Annotated in this window: 14 protein-coding genes; 4 read left to right on the forward strand and 10 right to left on the reverse strand. The window is 38.3% G+C overall.

All coding sequences use genetic code 11. The annotated features are described in order from the left end of the window. Window positions 1–118: 118 nt before the first annotated feature. The 5 genes from B2X33_RS06465 to B2X33_RS06485 form a co-directional block, all read right to left on the reverse strand. Complete coding sequence (locus B2X33_RS06465; RefSeq protein WP_296019088.1) at window positions 119–457, reverse strand: PG0541 family transporter-associated protein; 339 nt, start codon at window positions 455–457, stop codon at window positions 119–121. 26 nt (window positions 458–483) lie between these two features. Beyond that, window positions 484–3,654 (reverse strand): efflux RND transporter permease subunit, encoded by a 3,171-nt coding sequence (locus B2X33_RS06470; RefSeq protein ID WP_296668479.1) that lies wholly within the window; start codon window positions 3,652–3,654, stop codon window positions 484–486. Window positions 3,655–3,683: 29 nt separating this feature from the next. After that, entirely contained in the window at window positions 3,684–4,613 is a 930-nt protein-coding gene (locus B2X33_RS06475; protein WP_296019072.1) for an efflux RND transporter periplasmic adaptor subunit, read from the reverse strand. Window positions 4,614–4,641: 28 nt separating this feature from the next. Continuing rightward, complete coding sequence (locus tag B2X33_RS06480) at window positions 4,642–6,042, reverse strand: TolC family protein (RefSeq protein ID WP_296668481.1); 1,401 nt, start codon at window positions 6,040–6,042, stop codon at window positions 4,642–4,644. Window positions 6,043–6,146: 104 nt separating this feature from the next. Further along, entirely contained in the window at window positions 6,147–7,370 is a 1,224-nt protein-coding gene (locus B2X33_RS06485) for a TetR/AcrR family transcriptional regulator (RefSeq protein ID WP_296668483.1), read from the reverse strand. Window positions 7,371–7,539: 169 nt separating this feature from the next. Here B2X33_RS06485 and B2X33_RS06490 point away from each other — a divergent pair, with 169 nt between their 5' ends. The 3 genes from B2X33_RS06490 (at window position 7,540) to B2X33_RS06500 (ending at window position 13,589) form a co-directional block, all read left to right on the forward strand. Continuing rightward, window positions 7,540–9,927, forward strand: coding sequence for a helix-hairpin-helix domain-containing protein (locus B2X33_RS06490; RefSeq protein ID WP_296668485.1), 2,388 nt, complete (start codon window positions 7,540–7,542; stop codon window positions 9,925–9,927). A gap of 76 nt (window positions 9,928–10,003) precedes the next feature. Further along, a complete protein-coding gene (locus tag B2X33_RS06495; protein ID WP_296668486.1) occupies window positions 10,004–12,358 on the forward strand; it encodes a hypothetical protein in 2,355 nt (784 codons plus the stop codon). 1 nt (window position 12,359) lies between these two features. Next, complete coding sequence (locus B2X33_RS06500) at window positions 12,360–13,589, forward strand: hypothetical protein (protein WP_296019043.1); 1,230 nt, start codon at window positions 12,360–12,362, stop codon at window positions 13,587–13,589. A 3-nt stretch (window positions 13,590–13,592) separates the two neighbouring features. Here the strand turns inward: B2X33_RS06500 and B2X33_RS06505 are convergent, their stop codons facing one another. The 5 genes from B2X33_RS06505 to B2X33_RS06525 all read right to left on the reverse strand — a co-directional run bounded on the left by B2X33_RS06505 (window position 13,593) and on the right by B2X33_RS06525 (window position 19,517). Further along, the gene (locus B2X33_RS06505) at window positions 13,593–15,782 is read right to left on the reverse strand and encodes a substrate-binding domain-containing protein (protein ID WP_296668488.1); all 2,190 of its coding nucleotides are present in this window, start codon (window positions 15,780–15,782) and stop codon (window positions 13,593–13,595) included. 83 nt (window positions 15,783–15,865) lie between these two features. Further along, window positions 15,866–16,567, reverse strand: a complete 702-nt coding sequence (locus B2X33_RS06510) for an LrgB family protein (protein ID WP_296019024.1) — start codon at window positions 16,565–16,567, stop codon at window positions 15,866–15,868. Between the two features lie 3 nt (window positions 16,568–16,570). Next, on the reverse strand, window positions 16,571–16,990 hold the full coding sequence (locus tag B2X33_RS06515; RefSeq protein ID WP_296019017.1) for a CidA/LrgA family protein: 420 nt from the start codon (window positions 16,988–16,990) through the stop codon (window positions 16,571–16,573). Window positions 16,991–17,197: 207 nt separating this feature from the next. Then, window positions 17,198–17,500: a hypothetical protein gene (locus tag B2X33_RS06520; RefSeq protein ID WP_296668490.1), complete on the reverse strand. Its 303-nt coding sequence runs from the start codon at window positions 17,498–17,500 to the stop codon at window positions 17,198–17,200. Window positions 17,501–18,308: 808 nt separating this feature from the next. After that, entirely contained in the window at window positions 18,309–19,517 is a 1,209-nt protein-coding gene (locus B2X33_RS06525; protein WP_296668492.1) for a transglutaminase domain-containing protein, read from the reverse strand. Window positions 19,518–19,620: 103 nt separating this feature from the next. Between B2X33_RS06525 and relB the strand changes: the two genes are divergently transcribed. Continuing rightward, window positions 19,621–19,980, forward strand: coding sequence for a type II toxin-antitoxin system RelB family anti-toxin (gene relB / locus B2X33_RS06530; RefSeq protein ID WP_296668493.1), 360 nt, complete (start codon window positions 19,621–19,623; stop codon window positions 19,978–19,980). Window positions 19,981–20,149: the final 169 nt, after the last annotated feature.

The following is a 20,149-nucleotide window of genomic DNA, read 5'->3' on the forward strand; positions in this document are numbered from 1 at the left end:
TTTTTTGAGCAGTTACAGGAAACGCCCAAAATAAAAAAAGCGACAGATTTATTATCCATCGCTTTTTAGAAAATTATATTTTGTGGCTGCAAATTGTTAGCTGGTTGCTAGCGGACAGTTAGACTTCTTCGGCGCTGCTCTTAAAGCAGGCAATGCCTTCGGCCATGTATTTTTCGCGGAGCTTTTGGCAGATTGCGATTATTTTTTCAGCCTCTTCTTCCTGACAGTAAATTATGTACATTATGTTGAGCTGTGGCCAAATTGCGTCTCCGAGGCGTGGATTTGAATAGCCGGCTCCCATTACGTTTGCCAGTTTTGTGTAACGGGCGGCGACTTTCTGTTCCTTAAATTCTTCCATAAAGTCTTCTTCGAGCGCCTGGGAAGTAATAATTTCCAGCCGTGTCAATTTTCCGGCGTGTTTTCTGATATTTTCGATATATGACATTTTATTCTCCATAAAGACCTCCTCTCCGACTTTTGTTTTTATTTATTGCCGGACTGTTTTATTTCAATTGCCTTTTGCTTTGCGGCTTTTTTTGCGGCCTTTTTAAGCCGTCGGCTATTAAAGATATAGTAAATTGACGGCATAATAAAGAGCGTCATTAACGAACCGAATGTCATTCCTCCGAATACTGTGAGTGAAATTGGTTGCATTGAAGACGAGCCTTCTCCTGGGAAGAATGCCATTGGAGCAAGCGAGATTACGGTTGTCAATGTTGACATAAGAATTGGGCGCAGGCGGTTGCGTGCTGCCTGAATACATGCTTCTTCGAGTTCGTAGCCACGTTTTCTAAGAAGGTTTGTGTAGTCAACAAGAACAATACCGTTGTTTACAATTGTTCCGACAAGAACCAGAACGCCCATGATTGTAATTACGTTAAGTTGGTTTCCAGTGAGCGCATAAATTGTCATTACGCCGATAAACGACAATGGAATTGTAAGAATTACAATGAACGGGTCGAGCATTGATTCAAACTGAGATGCCATTACTACGAATACGAGGAAGGCTGCAAGAATGATAACAAGGCCGAAGTTAAACACTGCTTCCATCATGTCTTCGAGGTCGCCAGAATAACTGATAATTACGCCGTCTTCTTTTGTAATGTTCTGTTCGATAAGTTTTACAACTTCTTTTTGAACATCGCCGATAGAAAGTCCTTCGTTTGGCTTTGCAGTTACGTGAATGATTCGCGACTGATTTTCGCGGAAAATTGTAACAGGAGCGGTTGATTCTTCATAATGCGCAAAACTTGAAAGAGGAATTCTCTTTCCGCTTGAAGTTACCATGGAAATTGAGTCGAGATCGCCAAGTCGTTCGCGGTCTTTTTCCGAAACGCGGACAACAACATCAATATCGTCTCCGTTTTTTGTAAACCGGCTTGCGGTTTTTCCGTTGATTACGCCTGCTATTTCTGAACCGACTGTATAAACGTTAAGTCCGAATTCCTGCATTCTGTCGCGGTCAAAAATAATATTTGCCTGTGGAAGTCCGTCTTCAAGGTCTGAATCTACTTCGCTTACCCAGTCTTTTCCTTTTTCTTCGAGAACTTTGCGAACTTGGCGTGAAGTTTCCATTACAAGATCCAGATCGTCTGATTTAATGTTTACAGATACACCGGAAGAACTTGAAGCGCTGTTTGCATTTGCGGCAAAACTCAAGGTTGCTCCTGGGAACATTGTAAAGTATTTTCTGAGCTTTGCTTTTGCTGTTTTTTCGTTGTCGTATCCTGGCAGACGGTCTTTTGGTTCGTACAAGCTGAATGTTACAGAACCTGTATTTGTTTCTGATGATGAAGAAATCATGCTTGTTCCGCCGACTGTTACGCTTGAATATTTAATGCCTTTTAATTCTTCGAGAGCCATTGTTTCAAATTCGCGGATAACATCTTCCGTAATTGAAAGTTTTGTTCCTTGCGCAAGTTTAAAGTCCACTTCAACGCTGTTAGCAGCAGAGGCCGGCATAAAGACGAATCCAACTAGTTTAATTGCGCCCATTGAAACAAAGAAGAGAACAACAATTGCCGCAATAAATGTTTTTCTGTGGTGAAGTACAAATGCAACTCCTGACGCATATTTTTCATCAAGTTTGTCAAAGAAGTTGTTAAAAAACTTGTTTATGGCATAAGCAAAACCTCTGCCTTCGTTTCTTGTTCCGCCGACTTTAGATACATATTTTGAACACAAAACCGGAACCAAGGCAATGGCAACGACAAGAGAAGACATAAGCGAGAAAATGATTGTGTATGCCAAATCGTTGAACATCTGTCCCATCATGCCCAATTTTTTCTGGAAAACAAGCATTGGAAGGAAGATACAAACAGAAGTCAAGGTTGAACCCATGATTGAAGTAACCATTTCCTGTGAACCAAGAATCGCTGCAACCTTTGGTTTTGCATCGCGCTGAATATAAGAGTAAATATTTTCAAGAACTACAATCGAGTTATCTACAAGCATACCAATACCTAGCAAAAGTCCTGCCATAGAAATCATATTGATTGTAATTCCTTTTAAGTACATACAGACGAGTGTAATCAAAACAGAAAGCGGAATTGAAAGTCCTACGATAAGCGTTGATTTTAAGCTTCGAAGGAAGATGAAAAGGACTGCAATTGCTAGCAAAGCACCCTGAACTACCGAATTTACAACTTCGTTGATTGTCTGAGAGATGATGTCTACAGTGTTTGAAGTTTCGAGAATTTCAACGTCTGCAGGAAGTTCCGTCTGAATCTTTGGAAGCTGTTTGCGTACGTTTTTTGCAGCCTGAACAGAGTTTTTGCCTGACTGTTTTGTAAGCATAATCATTACACAAGGACTGCCGTCAAGATATGCAAGTGTGGATTCGTCCTTGTATCCATCGTAAACGTCTGCAATGTCGCGGAGACGGATTGTACGAACTTCGTAGTCTGAGCCTGCTTTGTAAGAAATTACAGTGTTTTTAAGGTCTTCTATGCTTTTGTATTTACCATCGTTTTTGATTGTATAATTTATATCTCCAGAAGTGATTGTACCGCCAGAAGACTGAATGTTCTGAACTCCAATCATCTGCGCAACTGTGCTGATTGTAAGCCCATAGGCTTCAAGCCGGTCTCGCGGAATGTCTACGTTGATTGATTCTTCTCGTCCGCCAGAAACTGTTGCGGAAGCGATTCCGTCAAGCTGTTCAAGGCGGGGTTTGATTACGTCTTCGGCCATAGTCCTCAATTCTTCTGGAGTACGGTTTCCTCGCACTGCCAGATTCAAAATTGGCATCATTGAAGGATCCATTTTGATTGTAATAGGTGAATCGGCATCATCTGGCAAATAACCGCGCACCATATCGATTTTGTCCCGGACATCTCCTCCTGCGGCGTCAAGATTTGTACCGTAATTGAATTCGAGGAATACGATAGAAAGTCCTGACATTGAGCGGGACTGCATCTTTTTTAAGCCCGAAAGACCGGAAAGGGAAGTTTCGAGGGTTGATGTAACGCTTTGCTCAACTTCTTCCGGACCTGCATTGTCGTAAGAAGTAAATACAATCATGTACGGCAAATCCATTTCCGGGAACATATCAATTGGAAGCTGGGTTGTACAGAAAATTCCAAGAATAACTGCCAGTACAAAAAGAAGTTGGGTTGTTACGGGTTTATTTACACACTTTTCAGAAAATGTCATATAAATCTCCAGATACTGTTTTTTTCGGCTTAGTTTGAAGTTGAATTTGAAGTGATGTTTACTTTTACGCCATCATTCAAAAGCGACATGCCTTTTATTACGATTTCATCTCCGGCTTTAAGGCCTTTTGCAATTTCAGTTTTGTTATCGACAGAAAGTCCGGCTGTTACAGGAACAAGTTTTACGGTTGAGCGTTTGTCTGAATGAGGCTCAACTACGAAAACGTAATTTGCTGAATCGCGTGTTACAACTGCTGTCGAAGGAATTACGATGGCGTCTTTTACAGATTCTGTTACGAGCCTTACGCGGCCGTACATTCCGACTTTTACGCGGCTGTCTTTTTTGTCAAAATGAAGCTTTACGCCCATTGTGCGTGTTGCTGTGTCGAGAACCGGGCTGATTTCAAAAACAGTTGCCGGAAATACAACGTTTGGATAAGCATCGAAAGTTACAGTTGCTTTTTGCTTGTCAGAAATTCTGCTGATAAAGCGTTCTGCAATGTTGATTTTGATTTCGAGGTCGTCTGTGCGCGCAACATTTGCAATAGGAGAAGACTGGCTTACTGTCGAGCCGATTGTAGTTGGAAGAGAAGTGATTCTTCCTGTAATTGGTGAGTGAACCGGGCTGTCGTTGTAAACTGCTCCTGCGCGAAGCGGGTTTACATAAGCGATTACCTGACCTTTATTTACCATGTCGCCAACGTTTACGAGAATATTTGTAATTTTTCCTCCCTGATCCGGCAAAACGGCAACTGAGTTTACAGAACTGATGTCTCCGCCAAATTCAAGATAATCGTCGAGATTTCCGGCTGCGGTTGTCAAAGTGCTTACTGCAAAAACCTGTTCAGCTTCCGAGTTTGCTTCTGCGGCAGCGTCGTTTTTTTTGCCTCCGCAACTTATTGCCAAAGGTAATGTTATTGCAAGAGCGCCAATTGTAAAAATCAATTTTTTAAGTTTCATAAGTTTCCTCCAGTTTTAGATATGATATTTATTTTGTTATGGCAGAATTAGATCCGCCTGTTAGTTTTACATTCAGAGTATTTTCCAAATCCATAAGAGCGGAAATATACTGGTATTTTTGGTTCAACTGGCCAAGCTTTGCCTGATTCAAAGAATTTTCAGAATCGCGCAAGTCCAGGAGTTCTGTAGTTCCGCTGCGGTAAGAGCGCAGCTGCATATCATAGGCTTTTTGAGCAAGCTGAACTGAGCGGTTCATATTTTCAATCTGCTGTTTTGCCTGGTTTAACGTATCCACGGCTTTGCGAACTTGAACCTTCTGGTTTTCTTTAAGGCTTTCAACTGCAAGTTCAAGCTGTGCAAGCTGCTGTCGGTAATCTTTTACCTGCTGTCTGTTTGAAGACCACGGGAGCATATTTGTAAGGTTCCAGGCAAGCGTTAAGGTTAAACTTCCTGAATCGTACCATTTGTCATTTTTTCCCAAATCTCCTGCAAAACCGAATGCCTTAGCGTTTTGTGGAAGTCCCAGCGCAGAACCGTCTGTGTACATCGGAGTCCAGCCATAGCTTAATGCAAATGTCGGAACCCAGGTTGAAAGGTCGAGGGCGGTAATTCCTAATTTTGCGGTTTCCATATTTTTCTTCATTGACTGAATCTGAAGGTCGTTGTCTGCGTATTCATTTAGCAAGCCTTCTGTCGTTACATCGACATATTGCGGCTCGATAGAACTTGTAAGCTCAATTTTTGTGCCGACTGGAAGTCCGATTAAAAAAGCAAAAGTGTCGAACTGCTGGTTCAAAGTCTGTTCTGCAGAATCAACTGTCGGTTTTGTATTTTCGTAGTTTACCTGAGTTTGCAAAAGGCTGATTTCTGGAACAAGGCCGCTTTTAAAGTTTGCTTCCGCCTGAATCATTCGCCGACGAGCATTTTCGAGAGTCGTTTTTTGAATTTTTAAGCTTTCCTGCTGAAGAAGAAGCCCGTAATAAATTTTTTTGACATTTACGAGAGTTTCATTCTGGCTTTGTTCCCAGCTTATTTTTCCTGCCTCGTAATTTGCCTTTGCAATTTGAATTTTTGCAATGTATGCAGGTGTAAAATTCCAGCTTACAGAAGCGCCTCCGATTACATCCCAGCGAGATTCCTCATCTGGATAATCTGTGATGCCATATTGGGCGTAAGAAGGACTGATTTCGTTTGAGCGTTTCATTGTTCCGTTTACAGAAACATTTGGCAAAAAAACGTTCCAGCTTACGTCCGAAGCGCGTTTTTTCATTTCTAAATCAATGTCGTTGCTTTTTAAGGTGCGGCTGTTTTTTAATGCGTATTCAACAGCCTGGTCTATCGTTAAAGTAACGGTTTTTTCTTTTTGTTCCTGGGCAAAACCAGCAGAAATAAAAAGAGTTAAACTGAATGCAACAAGTAATTTTTTCATTTTGTTTCTTTACCTCCAATATTTTTTACTTTTATTTTAGGACTGTCAAAAAATTCAAAATCCTGAAAGGCTTCATTTTTTAGTCCAAATTTCAGTTCCTTAGTTTAAAATTTTGCTCCATACATCAAAAAATCAAACATATAATTCAAGGCCTGGTTAGTTTCTTCGTCCGAAAACTCGTGTTTTATTTTTAGAATTATAAGCGAAACAGGTAAAAGACCTGACCAAATCGTAATATGTTCCGGACGAACCGAAAATCCAAGGTCAACTTTTTGGGCAATCTCGGTCATTCTCGTTTCCCAGACATTATTTGGGCCTAAAAACTCTTTTTCGTCATCGACAGTGTGTTCTGCTCCATTTTGCAAAAGCCAGCAGCAAAGTGACAAAATCGAAGACCGTGTGGAAAAATACGAAATCTCGGTTTTCATATTGATATAGATGAATTCCGTGTAAGTTTTGGCTTCGGCGCAGTTTTCTTCGCAAATTGTTCCTAAAAGCGAAATTTCCTTTGCAACAAGATGAAGAAGCATTTTGTTTTTGTTTTCAAAATAAAAATACAGGCTGCTTTTTGCCAAGTTGAGCTCGTCGGCAATATGTTCGACTGTAACGTTGTTTATTCCATATTTTGCAATCACATTTGAAAAAGCGGTAAAAATTTTATCTTCTTTTGGCAAATCTTCTTCGTTAATTTTGCAAATTTCATCGAGTTGCGCAAAACGCTCTTTTGAAATTTTTGAAGTCTGATTAGATTCTCCGATTGTACCGACAATTCCTTTTTGAATAAAATTCACCATTTTTTTTGAAAAATCACCGGGTGAATCCGTTTTTTTTTCGCAGATAATTGCTTTTTCACGTAATTTTATAAAATACAAAATTGTAACTGCGCAAAAATAAATGCGTGAATATTTTGCCAGCGTGTTTTTTTGATAAGATTTGTCAAAATCGTTTTTCAGGCCTCTTGAACGAAATTCATCACAAACTTTTTTTTCAAAATCTTTTATCTGCGCATGAATAATTATAAAGTAGTTTATATATTGAGAATTTTCTGTAAAAAAGCTGATTATTCTTGCAATTTGTTCATTTAGGTTTTCTGAATCAGAATTTTTGTTTTGAATTGCCGATAGCTGAGAGTAAAGAATATCAAAAAACTGTTTCTGCATACTTTCTACAATAGCATCTCTGTTTTTAAAATGACGATAGATTGCCGTTTTTGAAATTCCGACTTTTGCCGCTAGCTGGCTCATCGAAAAATCCTTAAAATATGGCTGTTCGTAAAAAGAGAATGCTGCGTCTAAAATAAGCTGCTTTGTTGAAGTTTTTTGAGACACGACAACTTCCTTGTAAAAAAAACTACCGAACAATCGGTAACTAAAATATATCGAACAATCGGTAACTTTTCAAGGTTATAATTAAATTTTATGAAAAGAATTTGAGTTCATCTGTCTGGAAAAAAATTAAATTGAATATGAGCCTTTTTTTTTGTAAAATAAAAAAACTATGGAATTTACACAAGAATCTATCGACGCCCTCGTTGTCAACGAAGTGGACATTATGAAAAAAATTGCGGAAGAGCTTAATATCCGTGTAAGTCAGGTTAGCGCTGTTATAAGTTTGATTAACGAAGACTGTACAATTGCCTTTATTTCGCGTTACCGCAAAGACAAAACTGACAATCTTAACGAAGTTGAAGTTGCTGAATGTGATCACAAGTTTAAATCATATAAAAATCTTGAAGAACGCCGTCTGGAAATTGTCCGCGGAATTTTTGGCCAGGGAAAACTAACCGAAAGCCTTTACAATGCTGTTATGGGCGCAAAAACTTTGACAGAGCTTGAAGATTTGTGGGCGCCGTTCAAGAAAAAAAAGAAAACCCGCGGAATGGTTGCAATAGAAAAAGGTCTTGAGCCTTTGGCAGATTTTATTGAAGGACAGAACGACGATGCCGCAGTCGAAGCCGAAGCGCAAAAATTCATCAAGACTGATAACGAAGATGCCGCTTTGAATGTTGAGTCGTTTATGGACGCAATTGCCGGAGCGCAGGATATTATTGCCGAGAGAACTTCCCAAAATCCTCAGAACCGCTCGGATGTCCATGATCTTTACATGGCGGAAGGCGCAATCGAAACAAAAGGAATTGTTCCTGAAGGAGCTGATGCCGAAACTGCGGAAAAAACTTCTACATATAAAATGTACTGGGATTATTCCGAAAGTTTGAATCAGGTTAAGCCGCACAGAATTCTTGCAATGAACCGCGCAGAGCGTGAAGGCGCGCTTTCTGTAAATATCAATGTGCCGGTTGACGGTGCAATCGCTCTTTTGCAGAAAAAAGCAAAACCTTCTAATAAGTACCACAATGATGCGATTGAAGATGGACTTGTCCGCCTTCTTTCTCCTGCCGTAGTCCGCGAAATTCGCAGCAACGAGACTGACGAAGCTGACGACCACGGAATCGAGCTTTTCTCAGAAAACTTAAAAAATCTTCTTATGACACAGCCAATCAAGGGAAGCCGCGTTCTTGGCGTTGACCCTGGCTACAGAAACGGAACAAAATGCGCCGCTCTCGACGAAACTGGAAAATTCCTCGGATTTTTCAAAATCTTTCAGGAGCAGAATCCGCAGGACGCTTACGAGCAAATTAACAATGCAATCGACAAATACGACATTCAGGTAATTGCAGTTGGTAACGGAACTGGTTCTCAGGAAGTACAGGCGATTGTTTCTAAAGTTCTTTCTGAGAATTATTCTGATTCTGATGTAAAATACACTGTTGTTGATGAAAGCGGAGCTTCTGTTTATTCTGCTTCTCCTGTTGCGACAGAGGAATTTCCGGAACTTGATGTTATGGTTCGTGGCGCAATTTCGATGGGCCGCCGTCTTCAGGATCCTCTTGCCGAACTTGTAAAGATCGATCCAAAAGCAATTGGCGTTGGACTTTATCAGCACGACGTAAATCAGAAAAAACTTGCTGAACAGCTTGATGAAGTAGTTTCGTCAGTTGTAAACAATGTCGGTGTTAATCTGAACACTGCCTCTTATATGCTTTTAAAATACGTTTCTGGAATCAACCTTTCAACAGCAAAAAAAATCGTTGCTTATCGCGACACAAACGGAAAAATCAAGAGCCGCGAAGAGCTTAAAAAAGTTCCTGGAATTGGACCGAAGGCTTTTGAGCAGTGCGCAGGCTTCCTTAAAATTGCAGAAAGTTCCGATCCGCTCGACAATACTTGGGTTCACCCGGAAAACTACGAAGTTGCCCGCGAAGTATTGTCTTACGTTCAGCAGAAAAAGACAGTTCCTGCAGATGTAAAAAAATCTCTCTGCGAAAAATACAGCGTCGGCGAAACAACTTTGAACGATATAATAGAAGAACTTGGAAAACCAAACCGCGACCCTCGCGACGGCTATCCGGCTCCAATCATGCAGAAGGGCGTTGTAAATTTTGAAGATTTGACCGTCGGAATGAAAGTTACCGGAAAAATCAAGAATGTTGTTGACTTTGGTGCATTTGTTGACATTGGCTTGCACGAAACAGCTTTGATTCACATTTCTGAATTGAGCGACAATTTTGTTTCTGACCCAATGGACGTTGTAAAAGTTGGCGATGTAAAAGAATTTACGATTATCGACCTGGACAAAGACCGCAAGCGCATTTCTCTTTCGTTAAAGAGCGACGCTCACACTCGTCTTGGACAGACAAATGAAGGCAAAAAGCCAAAGGCTATGGACGGAAGCGCTCCAAGACGCAAGGTTGTCGTTGTTAAAAAGGGAGGCGAAAAACCTCGCGAAGCCACATTTGCCGGTTCTAAGCGTCCGGGCGCAAACCGTGGAAGCGATGACGGCTTGTCATACAATCCGTTTGCAGCGTTCTTCAATAATCAGAAATAATCGAAAAAAGCGTTATTTTATAGGAAAATAACGCTAAAATTATTGGAATTTGCCATTTTTGCTTTATACTTGTGGTATGAAACAGAAATGGCAATTTTTTTTAGTCCTTAGCGGACTATTTGCAGGTTTTAATTTTTTCTCATGCGACTTGGAAGCTCCAGAAAGAATTTCCATAAAGACGAGCGGAACAAATTACGAATTTCCGCTTGGCAGCGGCTCTTTTTTGATTCGCGACAAGATGAGCGCAAGCGAGCTGCGCAAGAATTTTAGCGAAAATCTTTCAGAAGGTTCGGAAGAAATAAAAGTTTACGATTACAATCCGACCAAATGCGACGACGATGTGCTTCAATATTTAATAAAATATCCGATTAAGGAAGTATCGCTTGGGCTTTCTGCTGACGGCACAAACGATATGAATTTTTCGACAAAGATTGAAATTTCAAATTTGAACGAAAATATCGGAGAGGCCCTCAAAATCGAAGAAAAATCTTATCCAATTATAGAAACTGGCACTGATTCGGTAATTCCAGAAAACAAGGGAATCCCTTTTAATATTACGGCACCTTCTTTTTCAAGAATTAAGCTTTCTGCCGGAAGTTTTAAAATCTCTGTAAATCCAGAAAACGCTGTTTCCGAAGATTTTGAATTGAACGCAAAAGTAATTTTGTGTGACGAAATTGGAAATGAAATTGCTTCGAGCGAAGAGCGCAATATTGCTTCTGGAACAGGAGATTCTCCCCTTGTGCTCGACCTGAGCGGAAAAATTTTGCAGCCTGAAATGAGATTTAAGCTTTCTGGAACAATGAAGGGCGGAACAGCAGGCACCGTTCATAATTTTAAAGTTTCTATGCAGGCAGATTCTTTCAAGATAAAGCAGGTTGCTGGTTTAACCATGACTGCCGAAGAAATTGGAGACTTGGACGATAATCCAGAGACTCCTGACGGCTGTGTTTCTTTTGAGAGCGACTTTGATTTTAGCGGTATAAACGATTATTTAATCAGCGCGGAAATCGAATCTGGAAAATTGAACGTGTTCAGCACAATTCCAGATGGCTGGAGCGGAATTACTGCCGGCATTGAAAAAATAAATGTTTCGCAGGGAGACGGTTTTAAGGTTTCTGAAAATGAATTTTCTGACGAAACATTATCTGCCGAAGACGCCGCAAAATATCTTTTCAATAAAACCGCAATTCTCGAAAATCAGACTATAAAACCTTCCGATGATGCAGGAAACGTCAAGGTAAGCGGACAGGTTTCTGTCAGTTTTGAAAATGCAACCCTTATTTTTGATGAAGCAACTGCCAATCCCGAAGTAGAAATCGGCGGTTCTTGTAAGATTGATAAAATCAAAAGCCTTAAAGTCGACATTTCCGCTTTGAGCGAGGCTTCGGATTTGACTGGCGAAGTTGACACCGGTTTGAATTTCTCCAATTTGTTAAAGGACAATCTTGGAGATGCGAGCGACCTTATAAAAAATATTCAGTTTTCTGGAGTTGAAGGCTATGTTTTTGCGATTCAGCCGGGAATTAAGGTTTTTAACGGAGTCAATTATTCGAACTGTAAACTGGAAGCTGTTTACGAAACTGACGGAATTAGTAAAACTTCTGAACTTGTAAATGGCAGTCTTGGCCTTAAAGAAACTCAAATTGATTTGGATGCGCTTGCCGACGAAGATTATATGATTACAGATTCTTCGATTTTTTCTCCAGAAAACTATTCTGTAAAGACGAAAGATTCTGCGGTTTGCGAGCTTTTGAACGATATGCCGGACAGTTTAAAAATCAAATACGAATTGAGCGGTTTTTCAAATGCGACAAATGAACTCGAATTAACTGGCGAAGATTTTGAAAAATTGACTGAATTAAAGTCGGTTCAGATTTTTATTCTTCTTAAAGTTCCGCTGCAGTTTACTTTGACAGACAAGGTTGATTTTCCGCTTGATTATCATGAAGCAGACGGTTATGTGACGGTTTCTGACATTCGTCATCTTATAAATACAATAAACGGCGACGATGACTTTGACGAAAACGAAGACCTCTTAAAACGCGACAGTGAAGAAGATTTTGAGGATGTTACAGATTATTTTGATCTTGTAGATTCGGTTTCGATTTATTACAAGACAACAAATTCTACTCAGCTGGAAATTTCGGGAAGTATAAAAGATGACAGAAATCTTATAGAAGAAAAAACTCTTTCGTTTGAACAAAGCGAACCAGGCGCAAAGTTCAAAAAAATTGGACTGACTGGCGAAGAAATAAAAAATGTTTTTGACAATTATCCTTTTACACCAAAAATTCCGGTCAAAATAAAGGCTGACGGACAGTTAAGGCAAATTCCTCGCAATGCGGAGTTTGGAATGTCAGGATATGTTCAAGTAAAACTTAGCGGGCAGGTTGAAATCTGGAACAAAAACGAAAAGGAGGAAAACTAAAATGAAAAAACTTCTTGTTTGTTTTTTGACTTTTATTTGCGCTTCTCTTTCGTTTGCAGAATTGAAACGTTACGACCGTAAAATTGAACTTGGGATTGAAACAGAAGCCGGAGCTTCTAACAATTTTGTCCGCTTAACGGACTTGCTTGTAAAAGACCTTGTTATCGACTTGGACGAATTTTCAAATGAGCTTTCCGATGACGGTTTTATAATAGATTTTAATGCCAACGTAAAAAGCTGGTTTGCGCTTAATTTTAACGAAAAGTTCAGGCTTAATTTTTTCTGGGGAATTGACGGCTCAGGATATACAGGCATTTCAAAAAACTTTTTTGATCTTTTTTGCAAAGGTTTTGAAGTAAATTCGAGCGAAACGATTGATCTAAAGATTTTTAGCGATGTTTATGTTCAGACTGGAGCAACATTCAAGACAAAGATAAAAGATTATGGAGTGCATTTTACGCCGGCAATTTTTGCTCCTGTAATTCATATTATGGAAACAAAAGGAACAGCAAAATACACATCGAACGAAGACGGTTTAATGCGCGCAGAAGCAGATTTGCCGTTAAATGTTTATTCTGCAATTGATTTGGATGGAATTGACGACAAGACAATTGATTCTGCATTTATTCAGGAATCTCTCTCTGAACTTGTAAAAAGCGCCGGTTTTGACTTTTCGGGCGAAGTTGAAAAATCGTTTGGAAAAAGACTTGATCTTGGAATTTTTACAAGAATACCAGTTGTTCCAGGACGCTTAAAATACAAGGCTTATAAACGCTTCTGGGGAGTTTTTGAGCAGCAGAATGCCTTTGGTATTTTTGACGAGACAAATTCTTATACAAAAGATTATGGTGAAGATGATACCGTTTACAGCAAGGAAACAAAAAAAGTGCACAGGCCGTTTATTTTCGGTTTGGAAGCTACCTGGAGACCTTTTGGAGCGTGGTGCGAAATTTGTCCGAAAGTTGATCTTGCAGTGCGGAATCCTTATTCAAGCGACTGCATGGTTTACGGTGAATACAATTTATCCGCAGACTTCAGGTTGCTGAACGTTGTTGGCTTGAAATTTGCAACAGGATACGAAAATCTTATCTTCAAACATTCTATGGGCTTTATAATAAATGCCCATATTCTTGAAATTGACGCCGGAGTTCAAACTCGGGGCGCGGACTTTTCAAGAAGTTTCGGCGTAACAGGTTTTGCCGCTTACGTCGGATTAAAAGCAGGATTTTAGTTTTTAATGATACCGGTGTGCCCATGCGCGCGGGCTCATGCCGGTATTTTTTTTGAATACTGAGCTAAAGTAATTCTGATTTTGAAAACCAAGGCGCGAAGCAATTTCTGCAAGTTTTATAGATTCAACCTGGAGAAGATTTTTTGCCTGCTCAATTTTTAATTTTTCGTGCAATGTTTGAATTGTAAAGCCCGTCAGTTCCTTTGCTCTGCGTACAAGATGAGATTTACTTACCATAAGCTCATCTGCCATTTTGTCGAGATTTGTCATTTCACTTAGATGTTCAACCAGATAATTTGTAATTTGCCGGACAGTAATTCCATTCCGGTTTTCCTGCGAATTTTCGGATTTTAAATGCAAGATTCCAACAAGCTGCTCGCTTGAAAGCAGCATTGACCGTTCTTTTGTGCGGCCTTCTTTTAAGTAGACAGAATGAAGCGCATTGCTCAAAAGCATTCGCACAGTGTCGTAAACAGAAATGTTCTGAGTGCCGATTTCCAAAAAAGCATAGCCAAAGTATCTGTCAGCGTGATAAAGAATTTCGAGCATAAGACTGTAGCGTCTGCCGTGCGGAAAAAAAGTTTTTGGAATACAGGCTGGATCGTAAACTTTGAAAGGCAGTTTTTCCTTTATGTCGAGAGGCGGCTCCGGCAAAATCAATTCGATGTTTGAAGAAGTCAAATCAATTGTCATATTGTCGGAAAGGCAAAGCACAATTCCAGGAATTTCCATTTCTGAAAGCTGATAACGCAAAACGTCTTGAATTTGTTTTCCAGTCGTCGCGCTTGCAAAATTCATGGCAATTTGAGACAAATTGTTCATTAAATAAGAATTTTCGCGGGTTGAGAGAGTGTCGTATTCAATAAAAACTGAAACAAGTGAACGTAGCTGATGAAAAATATTTTCGATATGAGAAAACTGTTTTTCATCGTCTTTTACCATTGGAAGAATGATTTTTCGCAAGTTTGTAATATTTTGCTGGAGCTCGCTATTTACAAGGACAGAATCTTTCCGGATATTTTGCAAGAGATTTTGAAACCATCGCAATATTGAGCTAGGACTTTTTTGTTCATAAATATCATCAAAAATAGCATCAATAAGATTTTTGATTTCTGCTTCCGAGCGTCCTGAAAAAATATTTCGGGTTAATTTAAAAAGATAGTTTCTAACTTCTTCTTCGGACAGATTTGAGCCATGCATAGAGTTCGATGTGTTTATTTCTTCGCCGGCATCTTCAATGCTCTGTTCAAAACAACCGCACGACTGGCGGATAAGAAGGGTTGTAGGAACAAGACGCGTCTTGAATTTTTCTTCCGGAGCCATAATTCTGTCGATTAAAAGTTCAACAGCAGCATAACCGCGCTTAAAATACTCAAGATTCATCGTTGTAACTGGAGACCGCGCGGTAATTCCATTGTATTGGTTGTTAAAGCCTGTTACGGCAACATCTTTCGGAACGCAGATATTTTGTTTGTCTAATTCTTCGATTACAGTGGCCGCAATAATGTCCGAAGACGTTATAATGCAGTCGATTTCTGAGCGGTCTTTTAAGTTGTAAGCAGAACAAAGTTTGTTAACTGCCATGGCAATGTCGATCGAATCCATCGTTTTTGTCATATAGATTGAATCAGGCAGTTCTGAAATTCCGTATTTTTTAAGTTCGTTTTGAAAAGCGTTAAGACGGCGCATATGTGGTTCTGAAATTTTTGAACCAATAAAGACAAAGTGCTTGTAGCCGTGCTTATTTATAAGATGATCCATTATCAGCGCGATTGAAGAATTGTTGTCTATGCGGATACACGGAATTCCTTCAATATCAAGATAACCGATGTCTACCATTGGAAGCGGTTTTAAAGCATTAAAAGTTTGAACTATGGTTTTTGTGTCTAAAAAAGAGCAGAGCGAAGAAGTCCAGGTTACAAGTCCGTCAACGAGAGGAGCTTTCATAAAACGGAAAGTTTTCAGATAGTGTGAAATAAAATCAATATCGTCAAAAAGCGAATATTTGATTGCTCCTGCAAAGTTGATGAAATTTAAATCGTAATCAGAGGCGGCCTTCATCATGCCGGCAATGTATTCTTGACCGATAAATGAACGGAAATCGGCAATTCCTGTAAAACCGACAGTAACACGGTTTCCCTGATTTTTGCGTTGAGTTAAAAAAGCGCGGCGTTTTGCAATTCCTTGGTTCATAGTTTTTCTATTATAGCACTACAATGAGCATTTTTTATAGAAAAATTTATAAAAATAATGAACCGAAGTTTGCCAAAAAAAAACTAATTCAATCCCATAAAAAAAGGAAGAATTATTACGGAAAGAACTCCGCAGACAGCAATGCTCAGACCGCTCATTGCGCCTTCAACATCGCCCATTTCCAGAGCTTTTGAAGTTCCCATTGCGTGCCCGCAAGTTCCGCATGCGACACCGCGGGCTACAGGTTCTGCAATTTTAAAAAGACGACAGAGAATTAGGGCAAAAGTGTTGCAAAAAATTCCTGCCACGCTGACCATCATAATTGTAAGGGCTGCAAGGCCGCCGTTCTGTTCGGTGATTGCAATTGCGATTGGCGTTGTAATTGATTTTGGAAGAAGAGAAACGTATTCTTCGTGCCCGATTTTAAAAATAAGGCAAACTCCAAGAACAAAAAAAGCGTTGGAAATAATTCCGCTTACTATTCCAAGCACGATTGCAAGCGCATTTTCACGAAGTTTTTGGAATTGACGGTAAAGAGGAATTGCGAGAGCGACTGTTACCGGCGTCATAAGATAATACAAAAAATTGGCGCTTTTTAAGTATTCGGAATAAGGAATTTTAAAAATAATCAAAACAGCGATTACAATTGCGCTGGAAACAAAAAGCGGCGAAAAAAGAACAAAATGTGTTTTTTTATAAAGCCAGGTTGCCGCCAAAAAACTTATAAGCGTTATTGAAAATCCAAACGAAACAGAATTTGTTAAAAAAGTTGAAATATGCTCCATTTTTTAATCCTTATTGTCTGCCATAGAATTTGACGGCTGAGATTCTAAATTGCCGGAAGATTTTTTGTTATTTCGGGAACGCGCAAGTTTTGCAAAAAATTGAGTTACGTGGCCGACAACAAAAAAAATAAAAGTTGTGCCGAGCAAAGTTATAATTAAAATCGGAACCCAGTGTTTTTGAATAATTGGCCAGGCAACGATTAAACCAACGGTCGAAGGAATAAAAAGAAGAGGCATAATTTCCAAAAGAAAATCAGAAAAAACTTCGACTTCCTGCAGCGGCATAATTTTAAACTTTAACGCGCAGAACATGAGCACAAGGCCGTAAATCGAAGCCGGGACAGGCAGCGGAATAATTTTGTGCAAAACCTCGCCAATAAAGCAGATTGTTACAAAAATTGCGAATTGTTTAACGAATTTCATAAAACTAACTCAAAAAACGAATATTAACAAAAGTTATAGCAAAAAAGCCGTTAATTTAATATAAAAAACTCAAAAAAATTTTGTTTTAAGAGGCCGGAGCGCAATTTGCCCGCAAACCCGCTTTCCACAGTTCCGCTATACGCTGCATTCGGCAAAGCCGAACGCCTCCGGCGCTGTTCCAATCGGGGCTAGGTTTTGTGGCAGGAATTAAAATAAACCTACAGGCAGAGCAATTCTCTTAATAAGAAATAAAATGCAATTTCTAAAAATATTGTCAAAAACTATTAAAATTACAAAGTAAGCGACAAGATCGAGGATTACAACTGTAAAAAATTTTCTTTTAATTGTTAAAAAAGAAGAACCGCAGGTAAACTGAAACGAAAAAAACACCAAAATATAAAGCGCAAGAAAAATCAAGAATTTATCGTTTACAAGGCTTAGACAAAGTGTAGAAATTGCAAGCAGGAGAATTGCAACGATTTTATTTGCGCCGTTAGCTAAGAAAAGCAAATAAAAGAATTTGAATAAAAGGTAAAAAATAATAAGTGCAAAAATTACAAAAACGGCAGTTTCAGAAATATTTTCTAATGGAGAAAAAGAATTAGCTAGTATAATTATTGTGTTAGCGTTTAAGTTAATAAAAAAATTTTCTAGTTGGTCAAAATTTAAAAAATCATGACGGATATAAAAGATAATTCCGCAGGCAAAGATTACTTCAAAAATAATGTCAAAAAAGTGAAAAATCCCGCGTACGAATAATTTATTTTTGAATGATTTTGTTTTTTTGCAAGGAGTTTGAACCTCTGTTTCGTCAGAAGTTTTTTGTTCTGTTTTAGATTTTGTTTCTGGCTGCGAAAAATCGTCTGTATTGCAATTGTTTTGAGTTTTTTTATGAACTTTGGAGATTTTTTTTCTAAAGTCAAGAAGTTTTAAGCCAATTGAAGTTAACCAATTTTGAATTGCAGAAATAATTTTTTTGAAAAATAATTTTATCTTAAAAAAGAGCTCAGAAAAGAACATTTTTGTTTTAATTTTAGCGAGGCAAAAAACACTTTTACATTTTATAAAAAAAGACTTCATACTTTCCCCTTCAAAAATAAAATTATCTGCAAATGTATGTCGCGACAGTCTGATAAGAGCCTGCTTTTGTGGACGAAACGCCTATATTAAGTTGGCTGACATTTTTCGGAACTGAAAAATCCAAAGAGAATGTTCCGTCACCATTTTTCTGCATTTGTGAAAAATTCTTGCCGCAGATTACAGCCGCAAAATTTTTGCTTGGACAATTAATTTCAAAATGATAGGTTTCATCTTTTTTTTAAGGCATTTCAATCGGGCAAATTACTTTTGCATCAAAAGAATTCTGATAAATTCGAGGATAACGAATTTGACTTCCTTCCTGAGCATTCACAAAAAATTCTGCACATCTGGTGCCTTGATTTCCTGATTTTTTATAATAGAAAACCTGAATCCGGTAAGTTCCTGCTTCGGGAAATTGAATTACGGTGTTTGAAATATTTCTGTTCGTTTGGGTAAAAGTTGCGTTTTCAATTCTCTTGTTTTTTTCTGTCTGAACTACTGAAAAATCTAAGTAATAGTTTGCTTTTGTTTCATATTCAAATTGAATCGAATTTAAGACTTGATTTGTTTTCTTGGGTAATTCTGCATTTTTAATTATAAAATTTTCAGCGACTTCAAAAAATTTCGGCCTAAAATCTGCAAGTTTTAAAAACTCGGTATTTGAAACCGGTTCTTTTAAAAGTTGTTGTTGTTGTCTTTCTGGCAGATGTGTAAAAATAAAATGTTCTGGTTTTATAAAAAGCCAATCAGTTGTATATTTTTGAACCGAATTTTTTCCGTTCATGTAACCAGAATCCCAAGTGCTATCGATAAAATAATAGGCGTTTTCAATTTTTACCATATTCCATGCATGGTTTGAATCCGTATTGTTTTCTGTCATAAGGGAAGTGCCGACTCCGCGTGCATAGCCGGAAACCTTTGAATTTTTAAAATTTAAAGTGTCCAAAAATTTCTTCAAAAGATTTGAATATCCCTCACAAACTGCATAGCCAGTTTTTAAAACATTTTCATAATTTTGAGGCGGAACTGTTCCTGCCCAAAAATTCTTAGCATCATATTTTACATTTAAAGCAACGAGGTCATGTGCAATCTTCACTTTTTCAAAATCATCTGTAGAATTTGAATTTATAAATTCGCAGCATTTATTTACGTATTCTGCCGGATTAGAAGTTTTTAACTTTGCAATGTTTGTAGGAATTTTCTTTGCCATAGGATGCGGCGTATCTGTTCTAAAAGAATAAGCTTTTTCGTAATCTTCTGGAATTTTATACATTGTTGAAGAGACTTTTTTATTTTTTTGAGTTTCATTATTTTGAATGTTGGAATTTTCACTCTCGAAAAGAGAAGAAATTGCTTCTTGTAAAGAATCAATAGTTGTACAAGAAGAAATAATAAAACTTAATATTACGCAAAAGGTTGTAAAAAGTAATTTTAATTTAGATTTCATAAAAATATTTTAGCATAAATTCTTGGAAAATCAATTTAATAGGTAATAAATATTACTTTTAAAAGAGTTCTAAAAAACAAAAATGTCTGCATAATTTTTACTTATGAACGCAGACAAATCTGATGTTGCACAAATCTTTGCTCAGAATTTAAAAAAACATAGAAAAAGAGTTGGACTAACACAAAAGCAACTTTCAGAGCGTCTGGAAATTTCTCAAAAACATCTTTCATTTATTGAAACAGGCGTTCAATTCGCTTCTGCGTCATTGATTGACAGAATCTGTCGGGAACTGAACATTTCCTGCGGAGATTTGTTTGCAAGCGAAAAAGACGTCAATATAAAAGAAGTGAATATGATTTGCGCAATGATGCAGAATATTATGTTTCCTCGGCTGACAACGATTGAATCAAAACTTGAGAATATAGAAAAAAAACTGAACAAAGAACAGAGTATGTCTTTATAATTGCCCAAAAACGAATATCTCATTAGAATAGAAGAAATTTGTTGTTTTTGAACAAAAAAATGTGGCTCTTGCGCCACCAGGATGGATAATATAATGGAAAACAGTAAAAGAACAGTAACTTGCGGCGAGCTTACTAAGGCTGACGTTGGCAAGAAAGTTGTATTGAACG

The organism is Treponema sp. UBA785, assembly GCF_002297065.1.
In the GTDB taxonomy this organism is placed as follows: Bacteria; Spirochaetota; Spirochaetia; order Treponematales; family Treponemataceae; genus Treponema_D.